The 13194-nt window shown below is 70.5% G+C and carries 12 protein-coding genes and 1 pseudogene; 3 read left to right on the top strand and 10 right to left on the bottom strand.

All coding sequences use genetic code 11. From position 1 onward, the window contains the following. Position 1 precedes the first annotated feature (1 nt). Positions 2–523: a universal stress protein gene (locus tag A3Q37_RS26545; RefSeq protein ID WP_065488147.1), complete on the top strand. Its 522-nt coding sequence runs from the start codon at positions 2–4 to the stop codon at positions 521–523. Between the two features lie 99 nt (positions 524–622). Here A3Q37_RS26545 and glmS read toward each other — a convergent pair whose 3' ends face one another. From glmS to A3Q37_RS26500, 10 genes and pseudogenes are all read right to left on the bottom strand, one after another. After that, a complete protein-coding gene (gene glmS, locus A3Q37_RS26540; protein ID WP_065488146.1) occupies positions 623–2452 on the bottom strand; it encodes a glutamine--fructose-6-phosphate transaminase (isomerizing) in 1830 nt (609 codons plus the stop codon). A 75-nt stretch (positions 2453–2527) separates the two neighbouring features. After that, positions 2528–2803 (bottom strand): hypothetical protein, encoded by a 276-nt coding sequence (locus A3Q37_RS26535; RefSeq protein WP_003968990.1) that lies wholly within the window; start codon positions 2801–2803, stop codon positions 2528–2530. Between the two features lie 86 nt (positions 2804–2889). Next, entirely contained in the window at positions 2890–3771 is an 882-nt protein-coding gene (locus A3Q37_RS26530; RefSeq protein WP_065488145.1) for a DUF4429 domain-containing protein, read from the bottom strand. A 107-nt stretch (positions 3772–3878) separates the two neighbouring features. Further along, a complete protein-coding gene (locus A3Q37_RS26525) occupies positions 3879–5657 on the bottom strand; it encodes an IucA/IucC family siderophore biosynthesis protein (RefSeq protein WP_065488144.1) in 1779 nt (592 codons plus the stop codon). Further along, positions 5654–6223 (bottom strand): GNAT family N-acetyltransferase, encoded by a 570-nt coding sequence (locus A3Q37_RS26520; protein ID WP_065488143.1) that lies wholly within the window; start codon positions 6221–6223, stop codon positions 5654–5656. The genes A3Q37_RS26525 and A3Q37_RS26520 overlap by 4 nt, the downstream gene beginning before the upstream one ends. Continuing rightward, positions 6220–7497, bottom strand: coding sequence for a lysine N(6)-hydroxylase/L-ornithine N(5)-oxygenase family protein (locus A3Q37_RS26515; RefSeq protein ID WP_065488142.1), 1278 nt, complete (start codon positions 7495–7497; stop codon positions 6220–6222). Before A3Q37_RS26515 ends, A3Q37_RS26520 begins: the two co-directional genes overlap by 4 nt. Continuing rightward, positions 7481–8929: an aspartate aminotransferase family protein gene (locus A3Q37_RS26510; RefSeq protein ID WP_065488141.1), complete on the bottom strand. Its 1449-nt coding sequence runs from the start codon at positions 8927–8929 to the stop codon at positions 7481–7483. The genes A3Q37_RS26515 and A3Q37_RS26510 overlap by 17 nt, the downstream gene beginning before the upstream one ends. 158 nt (positions 8930–9087) lie before the next feature. Further along, positions 9088–10002 carry a siderophore-interacting protein gene (locus A3Q37_RS26505; protein WP_065488140.1) on the bottom strand — a complete coding sequence of 305 codons (915 nt, stop codon included), beginning with the start codon at positions 10000–10002 and terminating at the stop codon, positions 9088–9090. 244 nt (positions 10003–10246) lie between these two features. Beyond that, positions 10247–10366 (bottom strand): annotated as a pseudogene (locus A3Q37_RS38060) (GNAT family N-acetyltransferase); the annotation flags it as partial. 4 nt (positions 10367–10370) lie between these two features. Next, a complete protein-coding gene (locus A3Q37_RS26500; protein ID WP_065488139.1) occupies positions 10371–11828 on the bottom strand; it encodes an MFS transporter in 1458 nt (485 codons plus the stop codon). Positions 11829–12057: 229 nt separating this feature from the next. Between A3Q37_RS26500 and A3Q37_RS26495 the strand changes: the two genes are divergently transcribed. Next, a complete protein-coding gene (locus A3Q37_RS26495) occupies positions 12058–12519 on the top strand; it encodes a helix-turn-helix domain-containing protein (protein WP_065488138.1) in 462 nt (153 codons plus the stop codon). Positions 12520–12572: 53 nt separating this feature from the next. Then, entirely contained in the window at positions 12573–13115 is a 543-nt protein-coding gene (locus tag A3Q37_RS26490; RefSeq protein WP_065488137.1) for a DUF1707 domain-containing protein, read from the top strand. Positions 13116–13194 lie beyond the last annotated feature (79 nt).

Below are 13194 nucleotides of genomic sequence, written 5' to 3'. Positions count from 1 at the left end.
GATGGCCGGTCACGAAATCCCTGAACCCAAGGACCGCAAGCCGCTCGCCGACCCCGGGTCGGAGCCGCGGACGGTCGAAGAAGCACGCCATGCGTGCGATCCCGCCTTCCGGCACGGAGTCGTGGTCGGTTTCGACGGCTCCACGTCCAGCGAGCGGGCCCTCGCCTACGCCATCGGCATGGCCGGCCGCTCGGGCTCCGGCCTGATCATCGTCCATGTCGCCAACCGGCTGCCGACCACCGTCTGGGCGGGCTGCGAGCCCCCCGTCTTCGTCGATGTCCCCGACCACCGCACCGAGGTCCTCGGCCTGGAGCTGGCCTGCGCCGACTATCTCTCCGAGGTCCCCTGGGTGCTGGTCGAGCGCGGCGGCGACATCTGCCACGAGCTGGAGGAGGTCGGCCGGGAGTATGCCGCCGACGCCATCGTCGTCGGCTCCACGCACGGCATCGTCGGCCGGATCTTCGGCTCGGTGGCCGGCCGCCTGGCCCGCCGCGCGCAGCGCCCGGTCGTCGTCATCCCCTGAGGGACCGCCAGAAAGCCTTGCGACGGCACACGTTGGGCCCCGTACCGCAGGGGAAGCGGTACGGGGCCCAACGCCGTGCCGACGGCTGTGCGCCGCCGTCTACTCGACCGTCACGGACTTCGCCAGGTTGCGCGGCTTGTCGATGTCCCGGCCCATCGCGAGGGCCGTGTGGTACGCGAAGAGCTGGAGCGGGATGCCCAAGAGGATCGGGTCCAGCTCGTTCTCGTTCTTCGGTACGACGATGGTGTGGTCGGCCTTCTCCTGCACCTGGTGGGCCACGGCGAGGATGCGGCCGCTGCGGGCCTTGATCTCCTCCATCGCGGCGCGGTTCTTCTCCAGCAGGTCGTCGTCCGGCACGATCGCCACGGTCGGCATCGCGGGCTCGATCAGCGCGAGGGGCCCGTGCTTCAGCTCGGAGGCCGGGTAGGCCTCGGCGTGGATGTACGAGACCTCCTTCAGCTTCAGCGAGGCCTCGCGGGCCACCGGATAGCCGCGCACCCGGCCGATGAACATCATCGACTTGGCGTCCGCGTACTCCGCCGCCAGCCGCTTGATCTCGTCCTCGTTCGCCAGGATCTCGCTGATCTGCTCGGGCAGCCGGCGCAGCCCGTCGATGATCCGCTTGCCGTCCGCGACCGACAGGTCGCGGATCCGGCCCAGGTGCAGGGCGAGCAGCGCGAAGGCGACCACGGTGTTGGTGAAGCACTTGGTGGAGACCACGCAGACCTCCGGGCCCGCGTGGACGTACGTACCGCCGTCGGCCTCCCGGGCGATCGCGGAGCCGACCACGTTGACCACGCCGAGGACCCGGGCGCCCTTGCGCTTCAGCTCCTGGACGGCGGCCAGCACGTCGTACGTCTCGCCCGACTGGGAGACCGCGACGTACAGGGTGTCGGGGTCCACGACCGGGTTGCGGTAGCGGAACTCGGAGGCCGGCTCGGCGTCGGCGGGGATCCGGGCCAGCTCCTCGATCAGCTGGGCGCCGATCTGGCCCGCGTGGTACGAGGTGCCGCAGCCGAGGATCTTGATCCGGCGCACCCCGCGCGCCTCGCGGGCGTCCAGGTTGAGGCCGCCCAGGTGCACGGTGGAGAACCGGTCGTCGATCCGGCCGCGCAGGACCCGGTCCACGGCGTCGGCCTGCTCGGAGATCTCCTTGTGCATGTACGTGTCGTGGCCGCCCATGTCGTACGACTCGGCCTCCCACTCCACGGTGGTCGGCGTGGCCGTCGTGGTCGAGCCCTCCGTCGTGTACGTACGGAAGTCGTCGGCCTTCAGCGTGGCCATCTCGCCGTCGTCCAGCGTGACGACCTGGCGGGTGTGGGCGACCAGGGCGGCGACGTCGGAGGCGACGAACATCTCCTTCTCGCCGATGCCGAGGACGACCGGCGAGCCGTTGCGGGCGACCACGATGCGGTCGTTGAACTCGGCGTGCAGCACGGCGATGCCGTAGGTGCCCTCGACGTGGCGCAGCGCCTCGCGGACCTTCTCCTCCAGGGTGTCGGCCTGGGCGCGGGCGATCAGGTGGGTCAGCACCTCGGTGTCGGTCTCGGAGAGGAAGACGACGCCGTCGGCGGTGAGCCGGGCGCGCAGCTCGGAGGCGTTGTCGATGATCCCGTTGTGGACGACGGCGACCTTGTTCTCCGCGTCCAGGTGCGGGTGCGCGTTCTCGTCGCTCGGGGCGCCGTGGGTGGCCCAGCGGGTGTGGGCGATGCCGGTGGTGCCCGCGAACCGCTTGGGGACCTTGGCCTCCAGCTCGCGGACCCGGCCCTTGGCCTTGACCATTTTCAGCGTGCCCGGCCTGCCCGCCGCGGCCTTGCCGGTGATCACGATGCCGGCGGAGTCGTACCCCCGGTACTCCAGCCGCTGCAAGCCTTCCAGCAGCAGCGGAGCGACGTCACGCTTCCCGATGTATCCGACGATCCCGCACATGGATTTCTCTGCCCCTCCATCGATGTACACGTACACACGCGGTGCGGCGCCCCGCGCACGGGCGCCCGGCCCCGCTCAGCCGTAGACGATGCGGCGCAGCTGGCGGAGCGAGAGCTCCGGCGGCGCCACGGCGCGGTGCGGCAGCTCGGCCGCGATCCGCTCGAAGATCTCCGTGTTGACCAGGCCGCCGGACTGTAGTTCGCGGTGGCGGCGCCGGACGAAGTCGTCGGTGCTCTCGTCGAAGTACGCCAGCACGTCGAGGATCACCCGGGCCGCCTCGCCGCGCTGGAGCGCGGTGGAGCGTACGAGGTGATCGATGAGGTCGTCGTGCGACGAGCGGCGTTCAAGCACCCGTCGATATTGCGTGCCCGGGCGCGCTTACGCAAGAAATCTGCCCGATATCGGGCAGGAGATGTGCTGAACGTCGCCCGATGGCGTCACATGCTGCGCAGAACGGCCTGCTTCGCGGTGCTGAACTCCTCGTCGGTGAGGACCCCGCCCCGGTGCAGCTCGCCCAGCTCCCGCAGCCGCCGCAGCAGCGCGTCATGGTCGCTCGCGGGCGGTGCGGCGGGCTCGGCCGCCTTGGTGAGGGCCGGGGGTGCCTCCGGCGCGTCCAGGGCCGCCCGGGCCCCGGGCAGCCGCATCAGCACCGCCGCCGCGACCAGGACGGAGGTGTACTCCTTCTTGGACATCCCCCACAGAACCAGGGCGTACGGGTCGTACTTCGGCGGCGCGGAGACGGGCCCCTCCACCGGCTCGAAGCGCAGATAGCCGTTCTCCAGACCGATCGCGGGCAGCCACCGCACCCCCGCGATCCGCGACAGCGGAAAGGTGGGCGCGCCCCCGGCGGTCTTGGCCTCCTCGGCCTTCCAGTTCCAGGTCAGCCGCACGCTCTCGCCGTCGAAGGACGCCGTGCCGTCGCCGCCCGCGCCGGAGACCGGCAGCGCCGGCCCGGGCAGCAGGAAGCGGTCCACCGGGGTGTCCGGCACCTGCTCGATCAGCAGCGCGTTGCGGACCTCGTCGACGAAGTACTCCGCGACCCCCGTGCGGTCCTTCTCCACGGTCAGCGCATAGGGGTCGGCGCCGTCCTTGAGCCGGCCGTCGGCGGCCCGCAGCACCGGACAGGCGCCCCCGCGCAGCCGCAGCCGCAGCCGGCCGCCCTTGCGGTCCGGTTCGAAGGAGACGCCCGCCACCGCCTCCAGCGGGACGGCGATCTCGCCCAGCTCCTGCCGGACCGGATGCGCCTTTCCGCCCGGCACGATGCGCACGGTGTCCCCGTCGAACGTCCACGTTCCGTCCCGCTGGATGATTTCCGCCATGGCCCCGATTCTGCCAGTCGGCCCCCTCGGGAAAAGGGGGCGAGCGCCCGGGGGACCGTCCTCGGGCGCTCGCCGTCCAGGGGCCGCCGCGCCGCGGCGGCCGGGGTTCAGAACCCGGCGATCGGGTTCTTCAGCCGGCCCACCAACTGCAAGGCGCCCGCAGGGTCGTTGAGGTCGACCATCTGCTGGTTGTCGCGCAGCTGGAGGCGGTTGAGGCAGGACAGCGCGAACTCCGGCTCGAACAGGTCGTACTGCCGGAACTTCTCCGCGAGATACGGCACCGAATCCTGGTAGTCGCGCACACAGGCGGCGACCGTCCGCCAGAAGGTGTCCTCGTCGAGAATCCCCTCGGTGGCCAGGCCCGCGCCGAGGAAGCGGAAGAAGCAGTCGAAGACGTCGGTGAAGACCGACAGCAGCTTCATGTCCTCGGGCACCTCGGCCCGGATCCGCTCGACCTGCGGCGGCAGCACCGCGTCCGGGTCCATCACCGCGATCTCCTCGGCGATGTCCTTGAAGATCGTGCGGGTGACGACCCCGTCCTCCACGACCAGGATCACGTTCTCGCCGTGCGGCATGTAGACCAGGTCGTAGGCGTAGAAGCTGTGCAGCACCGGGACCAGATAGGCGTCCAGGTAGTGCCGCAGCCACACCTGCGGGTCCAGGCCCGACTCGGCGATCAGCACCCCGGCCACCGAACCGCCCTCGTGGTCCGTGTGGAGCAGCGAGGCCATCGTCGCGACCCGCTCGCCCGGCTGGAGGCCCGGCACCGGGCTCTCGCGCCACAGGGCGGCGAGCATCTTCCGGTACGGGGAGCCCTTGGCGGTGGCCGCCTCGTACGAGCGGTGGTGGTAGCCGATCGCGGCCCGCTCCCGGATGATCGAGAACCGGGCCCCGCGCAGCAGGTCGTCGCGCTCGATGAGACCGGCCAGCCAGTCGTTGATGGCGGGCGTGGCCTCCATGTACGCGGCCGAGAGCCCGCGCATGAACCCCATGTTGAGGACCGAGAGCGCCGTTTTGACGTAGTGCTTCTCGGGGTGGTCGGTGTTGAAGAAGGTACGGATCGACTGCTGGGCGAGATAGCCGTCCTCACCCTCCCCGAGCACCACCAGATGGCGCTGGGCCAGCTCCCCGGCGAAGGTGACCGCGAGCTTGTTCCACCACTGCCAGGGGTGGACGGGCAGCAGGAAGTAGTCGTCCGGGTCGAGGCCGAGCCCGCGCAGCGCGCCGTCGAACCGCTCCCGGGTCGCCTCGCTCAGCTCGTCCTTGATCAGCGCGTCGTAGTCGAGCCCGGCGCCCGCCGTGAAAGTGGCCCGTTCCCGCCGGGCGGCCAGCCACACCAGCCGGACCGGGGACGCCGCCTCGGGGGCGTACGCCCGGTACTCGTCCACGCCGAAGCCGAGCCGCCCGTTGTTGGCGACGAAGCACGGGTGGCCCTCGGTCATCCCGGTCTCGACGGCCTGGAAGCCGGCGGCGACGAGCTGGCCGGAGGTGGCCGGTTCCTTGGTGAGTTTGTAGGCGGTTCCGGCCAGCGTGGAGGAGATCTCCTCCAGATAGACCGGCAGGATCTCCTCGGAGATCCCCAGAGCATGCCGCAGCTCGATGAAGAACTCCAGGGTGTCCAACGGGAGTTCGGAGCCGTGCCGGTGCCGGGTGATGGTATCGGCCTCGACCTGCCAGTGGTCCAGGGCGAAGACGCGTGCGGTGAAACGGTACTCGGTGGAGGCGTCGTCGCTACGGACGGTGTAGCGGTCGTCGCCGAGCGGGGTGGGGCTCAGCAGCCGCTCATGGCTGAATTCCGCCAGTGCTTTGCGGACCAGCAGTCGGTTTGCGGTGGCCCAGCGCTCCGGGGAGAGGTGGGCGGCGCTGGCGGTGAGGTCGGTCGTCATCGGTCGTTACCTCCGGTTGCTGCTTCGAACTGCTCACGGGTGCAGGCGCTGAGCAGTGCGTCCTTCTCCGGTTTGGCGATCTCGCGGAGCACCTCGAACCCGACGGCCTTGTTGAGGGCCTGGACGGCGCTGTTGGTCACATCGGGCTCCACGACGACCCGGCGCACCGACGGGTCGGCGAAGAGGAAATCCATCACGGCGGTGATCACGGCCCGGGTGAAGCCGTGCACCGGGGTGTCGGTCGGGGCGACCAGGAAGTGCATCCCGACATCGCCGGGCTCCGCCTCGTACAGCCCCTTCAGCTCGACCTCGGTGGGGTCGTACCGCTCGATCAGGAAGGCGGGTTCGCCGTCGTGCAGTCCGATGAACGCCTCGTGGTGCGGATGGGCGGCGATGGACCGGTACTCCCGCTCCACATCCGCGAGTTCGGCGTCGCCCATCAGCCAGAACGCGGCCTTGGGATGGGTCACCCAGCCGTGCACCAGCGCGGCGTCGGCGCCGGGGTCCAGCGGCCGGACGGTGAACGTGCCGATGGCTGCGGGCTGCTGTTTGTCGGGGCGGGTCATACGGCGAACTCCTGGAAGGCGATGGACTTCTCGACCGGGTAGACCTCACGGCCGAGCAGCTCGCCGATGATGTACGCGTTGCGGTAGGCGCCCATGCCGAGGTCGGGCGAGGTGATCGAGTGGGTGTGGACCGAGGCGTTCTGGAGGAAGACCCCGCGCCCGGTGGTGTCGATGCTGTAGTTGCGGGCCACGTCGAAGCGCCCCCGGCTGTCGTGGCGCAGCCGGCCGGCTATGGGCGCGAGAAAGGCGGGAGCCTCGTACCGGTACCCGGTGGCGAGGATGAGCCCCTCGGTGGTCAGCTCATAGTCCTTGCCCTGCTCCTCCTGGCGCAGCCCCAGGCTGTACGCGCCGCCCTCCTCGTCGTAACGGGCGCTGACGAGCGCGGAGTTGGTGAGCAGCCGGGTCGGCACGGGGCCCGGCAGGTTCTTCTGGTAGAGCAGGTCGAAGATCGCGTCGATCAGCTCCCCGTCGATGCCCTTGAACAGCCCCTTCTGCCCGGTCTCCAGCCGGTAGCGGGTCTCCTCGGGCAGCGCGTGGAAGTAGTCGATGTACTCCGGGGAGGTCATCTCCAGCGTCAGCTTGGTGTACTCCAGCGGGAAGAACCGCGGGGAGCGCGTGACCCAGTTCAGCCGGTAGCCGTAGGTGTCGATCTCGGAGAGCAGGTCGTAGTAGATCTCCGCCGCGCTCTGCCCGCTGCCGACCAGGGTGATCGACTTCTTCTTCTGGAGCTCGGCTTTCCCGTCCAGATAACGGGAGTTGTGGAGGAAGTCCCCGCCGAGCCCCTGGCAGGCCTCCGGGATGTGCGGTGGCGTGCCGGTGCCGAGGACCAGATGCCGGGACCGGAACGCCTCACCGGAGACGGTGGTCACGGTGTAGAGCCCGGAGCCCTCGTCGTACGTCACCGACTCGACGGTCTCGTCGAACCGGATGCTGCTCAGTTTCCCGGCGGCCCAGCGGCAGTAGTCGTTGTACTCGGTCCGCAGCGGGTAGAAGTTCTCCCGGATGTAGAACGAGTAGAGCCGCCCGCGCTCTTTGAGGTAGTTGAGGAAGGAGTACGGCGAGGTCGGGTCGGCCATGGTGACCAGGTCCGACATGAACGGCGTCTGGAGATGGGCCCCTTCGAGGAACATCCCGGCGTGCCACTCGAAGTCCGGCTTGGACTCCAGGAAGACACCGTTGAGTTCGTCGATCGGCTCGGTGAGGCAGGCGAGGCCGAGGTTGAACGGGCCGAGGCCGATCCCGATGAAGTCGTGGGGGTCAGGAAGCGCGGTCAAGGGAGTCTCCCAGGTACTTCTCGGCGTGGCCGGAGATCAGGTCGAGGACCGTGGCGATGTCGTGCGCGGTCGTTTCGGGGTTGAGCAGGGTGAACTTCAGGTACTGGCGGTCGCCCACCTTGGTGCCCGCGACGATCGCCTCGCCGGAGGCGAACAGCGCCTTGCGGGCGTGGAGGTTGGCGCGGTCGATGTCGTCCGGGGAGACGGCACCGGAGGGGATGTAGCGGAAGACGAGCGTGGAGAGCTGCGGCTGGACCACGACGTCGAAGCGCGGGTCGGCGGCGAGCAGCTTCCAGCCCTCGGCGGCCAGGTCGCAGACCTCGTCGAACAGCTCGCCGATGCCGTCGGCGCCCATGACGCGCAGCGTCATCCACAGCTTGAGCGCGTCGAACCGGCGGGTCGTCTGGAGGGACTTGTCGACCTGGTTGGGTATCCGCTCCTCGGCCATCCGGCGCGGGTTCAGATACTCCGCGTGGTACGTGGCGTGGCGCAGGGTCGCCCGGTCGCGGACCAGGACGGCCGACGAACTCACCGGCTGGAAGAAGGACTTGTGGTAGTCCACGGTCACCGAGTCGGCGTGCGCGATGCCTTCGAGCAGCCCGCGCCGCTCACGGGAGGCGAGCAGCCCGCAGCCGTACGCGGCGTCCACGTGCATCCAGGTGGCGAACTGCTCGCAGAGCGCGGCGATCTCGGGCAGCGGGTCGATGGACCCGAAGTCCGTGGTGCCGGCGGTCGCGACGACGGCCATCGGGACGGCCCCCTCGGCGACGCAACTCTCCAGCGCGTGGGCGAGCGCCACGGTCTGCATGCGCTTGTTGCGGTCCACGGGGACGGAGACGACGGCGTCCGGGCCGAGGCCGAGGAGTTTGGCGGACTTCTGCACGCTGAAGTGGCTGCACTCGGAGGTGAAGATCCGCAGCCGGCTGAAGTGCTCCGGCCGGACCTTCGCCTCCTCCCGCGCCAGCAGCAGGGCCTGGAGGTTGGACTGCGTACCGCCGCTGGTGAAGATCCCGTCGGCGGCCGGGCCGAGCCCGATCCGCTCGGTGGTCCAGTCGATCAGCCGGCGCTCGATGAGGGTGCCGCCCGCGCTCTGGTCCCAGGTGTCCAGGGAGGAGTTGATCGCGGAGAGCACGGCCTCGCCGAGCACCGCGGGTATGACGACCGGGCAGTTGAGGTGGCCCAGGTAGCGGGGGTGGTGGAAGTAGACGGCGTCGCGGAGGTAGACCTCGCCGAGCTCGTCGAGGGCGGCGGCGGCGTCGCCCAGCGGCCGGTCGAGGTCGATCGCGTCGACGACGGGGGAGAGCTCGTCGACACCGATCCCGCTGAAGGGGCGCTCGGTGGCGGCGAGGGTGGCCGCGACCCGTTCCACGCCTGCGGAGACGGTGCTCCGATAGTGCTCCGCAGTCGTGTTGTTGAGCAGGTGCGCACGCATGAAGGGGTCCTCCCGGTGAGGGGAACTTCATCGCGTCCCTCCGGGCAGGAAGAGGGTACGAGGGACGCGATCTCAAAGTAAGGTGAGCCTAACCTAACTCGGAATCGATCATTCCCCTCACCCCTCGGCGGGTGTGCGGGTTGCCCGCTTTGCTGCTCCTATCGGGCCACTTGACCCGGACACACCCCTTCGCGATGTTCTGACGCCCCGTTTTCAGCGGATACGCCCTCCGATTCCGCCTTCCGCGCCTGTTCCGCGCTCAGTCCGCGCGTCCAGTACGTGGTGGACGTCACCCTCTCCGGGGCGAACCCCCGCTCCTGGACGAGGTGATGGCGCAGGGCCCGTACCCCGGAGGCCTCGCCCGCGATCCATGCGTACGGTGTGCCCTCGGGCAGCGCGGCGGCCCGCACGGCCTCCACGCCGCAGGCGGCCCCCTCGCTCCGGACGAGCCAGCGGATCCGCGCTTTCGCCGCGGTGTTCAGCGCCTGCCGGTCCTCGGTGCACGGCACCTCCAGCCAGACCCGGGCGGGCAGCCCCGCGGGCAGCCACTCCAGGACGGCGGCCGCGGCGGACAGGGCGGTCTCGTCGGCCCGGATCAGCACCCAGTCGGTGTCGGCCGGCGGCCGGAAGCGTACGGCGGTGTCGTCCGCCACGGCGGGGCCCAGCACGGTGATCCGGTCGCCGGGGGCCGCCTTCCGCGCCCAGCGGGACGCGGGGCCGCCGTCGCCGTGCAGTACGAAGTCGAGGTCGACCTCGGTGGAGCCGTCGGGCCGCGGCCGCTCGGCCCGTACGGCGTACGAACGCAGGAGGGCCCGTTCGCCTTCGGTCAGCGCCCGCCACCGCTCGCGCCCGCTCCCGGCCTCACCCGCCGGGGCCACCGATTCGCGCTGCCCCGGACGGGGAAGAAGGAGGGACAGGCTCTGGTCGCGACCGCCGCCGCGGAACCCCTCGGACCCCGGCCCGCCGAGCGTGATCCGGAGGATGGACGGGCCCAGCCGCTTGGTCCTCACCACGGTCAGATCGAAGAGCTGGAGCGGGGCGACTTCGGGGGTGGCGGCAGTCGTCGACGTCAACGGAAGCTCCTCCGGGGCGGGCCGGAGCGGCGGGCGGACGGGCCCGGCATCCGGCGGGGGCGATCCGAAGGAAGGTTAGCCTACCCTTGCTTGAAAAGGGGGGTGGCGTGACACCCCGAAGTCACCGACTCACCGACTCACCGACTCACGCGACTCGCCGACTCCTCGCCCCCGAACTCCGCCCGGCAGGCGTCGAGCCCCTCCACGACCACGTCCACGCTCCGGTGCGCCTCCCACCGGGCCCGGTCCAGCCGGCGACGGTCCCCAGCACATGCTGGAACACCGCGCGCCCCACCTCTTCGGGCTTCCTGTCGGTCCACGCCACGCTGAACGGCATCCGGTCCGGAGCGTGCACCCCGTACGCGCGATCAGGATCCGAGTCGAGCGGCCTGCTCGGCCTTCCTCGGCGAGCCGCTCCCGTCGGGCGCGCCCCCGGAACCGCCGACAGGGGAAGCAGCGGCCCCCGCCCGCCGGCCACCGAGACCGAACGCACTCACGGCGGCGGCGATCAGGGCGGCGGCCAGCGGGACGACCAGGGCCGCCCGGTAGCCGTCGAGAAGCGCGGCGGGTGAACTTCCGTCCGTGGCCGCGATATGGACGACGGTCACGGCGGACAGCCCCAGCGCGGCACCGAACTGGAAGGAGGTGTAGAGCAGTCCGCCGGCCACACCCTGCTCCTCCTCGGCGACGCCGTCCGTGGCCACGATGGTCAGCGGCCCGTAGACCAGCGAGAAGGCCACCCCCAGCAGGAGCAGGCCCGGGAACATCGCCGCGTACGTCCAGTCCGCGGCGAGCGGCAGGAACAGGGCGTAGGCGAGCGACGCGAGGAGCAGCCCGCCGAAGATGACCCGCGCGTTGCCGAACCGGGCCACCAGCTTCGGGGTCAGGAGCGGCGAGAGCACCGCGTCCACGCCGACGACGATCAGCGCGAGACTGGTCCGCAGAGGCGACCAGCCGCGCAGCTCCTGGAGATAGAGCACGACGATGAACTGGAAGCCGAAGAACCCCGCGGCGAACAGCAGCCCCGCCGCATTGGCGCGGACGAGCGACCCGCTGCGGAAGATCCCCAGGCGCACCAGCGGCGAGGACGAGGCGCGCTCGATGACGACGAACGAGAAGAAGAGGAGCAGCGCCGCGCCGACCGTGCCGGCGGTCCACCCGGCCGGCACGTGCGTGGCCCGCTCGACGCCGAAGACGAGTAGCAGGATCCCGGCGGTGACGGTGACCGCTCCGGCCAGGTCGACGCCCTGCCCGGTGCGGTCGGGCCGGGGCGAGGCGGGGATGAGCGCGAGCGCGGCGAGCAGGATGCCCAGCGAGAGGATGACCGGCGCGAAGAACACCCACCGCCAGTCGACGGCGGCCAGCAGCCCGCCGACGACCAGGCCGATGGAGAAACCTCCGGCGGCGGTGCCCGCGTAGACGAGGAGGGCCCGGTTGCGCTGCGGCCCCTCCGGGAAACCGGTGGTGATGATCGACAGACCGGCCGGGGTCATGAAGGCCGCCGCGATCCCCGTCACGAAGCGGGCGACGATCAGCGTCCAGCCCTCGGTGGCGAGTCCGCCCAGCCCGGAGAAGAGCAGGAACACCACGAGCCAGAGGACGAACATCCGCCGCCGCCCGAAGAGATCGGCCGCCCGTCCGCCCAGCAGCATGAACCCGCCGTACCCGAGGACGTACGCGCTCATCACCCACTGGAGGGTGCCGGTGGACAGATCCAGATCCTCGCGGATCGCGGGGAGGGCCACGTTCAGCATGGCCACATCGATGCCTTCGAGGAAGATCGCGCCGCACAGGACGAACAGCACGCCCCAGGCGCGGCCGGTCATACGGTCACTGCTCGGTCCGGACGGGGACGGTGATGAGGACACGGGAATTCTCCTTGTACGCGGACGGGGTGCGGGGGCGAAAGAGGCATGACGAGCCACCGCAACAGCGGCTGAACAGGACGGATTTCGCGTGCAGAGGCCTCAAGCGACGCGGAGGGAAAGCGAGTTACCCAACCAGCGGTCGGTTCCCTCTTGTAACCACTCGAAGCTTGCGGCACCGTGGGGCGGTATGGAAGAAGGCACTTCGAAGTCACCGAGTCACTGCGCCGATACCGGTACCGGTACCGATACCGGCGTCGGTCCGGACTACGACATCAGCCAGTGGGACGTCCGCGAGGGCTGCGAGGTACGGCAGATCCTCGACCGCGTCGCGGACAAGTGGTCGCTCCTCGCCATCGCCCACCTGGAACGCCGCACGCTGCGCTTCTCCGAACTGCGCCGCCTCATCGAGGGCATCAGCCAGCGCATGCTGACGGTGACCCTGCGCCAGCTCGAACGCGACGGCCTGGTGCGGCGCACGGTGTACCCGGTCGTGCCGCCCCGCGTGGAGTACGAGCTGACGGAGCTGGGCGCGACCCTGCACACGACGATTAGGTCCCTCGTCGACTGGACCGAGAGCCACCAGCAGGAGATCGCGAAGGCGCGGAGCGAGTACGACGCCCGGCAGAGCGCGGAGGCGTCGGCCTCCTGAGGCAGCAAATATGCTTCATATGCGGGCGGTTGGAGCGGCGCTAGGGTGAACCGGTGACCTCACCTCAGCGAGACGCGTCGACGCGCGTGGGCGAAGAAGACCGCGAGAGCGCCGTGTTGCGCGTGCGGGAGGCGTATGCCGAACAGCGCATCACGCACGAGGAGATGGACGGCCGCCTCGACCGGGTGCTCGCCGCCACGACGTACGGCGAGCTCGCGGTGGCCCTGGACGCGCTCCCGGCGGAGGACCCGGGCGCGACGGCGACGATCGCCGCCGCCGGGGGCCGGATCACACGGCGCGGCGCGTGGCAGGTGCCCAGGACCCTCACGGTCGAGTCCGCCTTCGGGCGGGTGCGCCTGGACCTTTCCCGGGCGGTCCTCACGTATCCGGTCGTCGACATCGAGCTCCGCCTCGGCACGGGCAATGCGAGCATCACCGTGCCGCGGGACGCGATCGTCGAGGTCGAGGGTCTGACGACCGGGTGGAAGGACCTGCGCTACCGCCCCCGGCAGCCGTCCCGCCCCGACGCGCCGCGCTTCCGCTTCTCCGGGGCGGTCGGATACGGGCGGCTGAGGATCCGCCACGCCTGGCGCTGAGGCGCCCGGCTCTTCGGGCGAGGCCCGGATGCGGCCCGAAACGCTGTGTTGGCCAGGTCTTCCCATCGCGGCCCTCTCC

Source organism: Streptomyces sp. PTY087I2, assembly GCF_001687325.1.
GTDB lineage: Bacteria > Actinomycetota > Actinomycetes > Streptomycetales > Streptomycetaceae > Streptomyces.
Note: the sequence above shows the minus strand (reverse complement) of the source record. Positions and strands in the feature narration are given on the sequence as shown.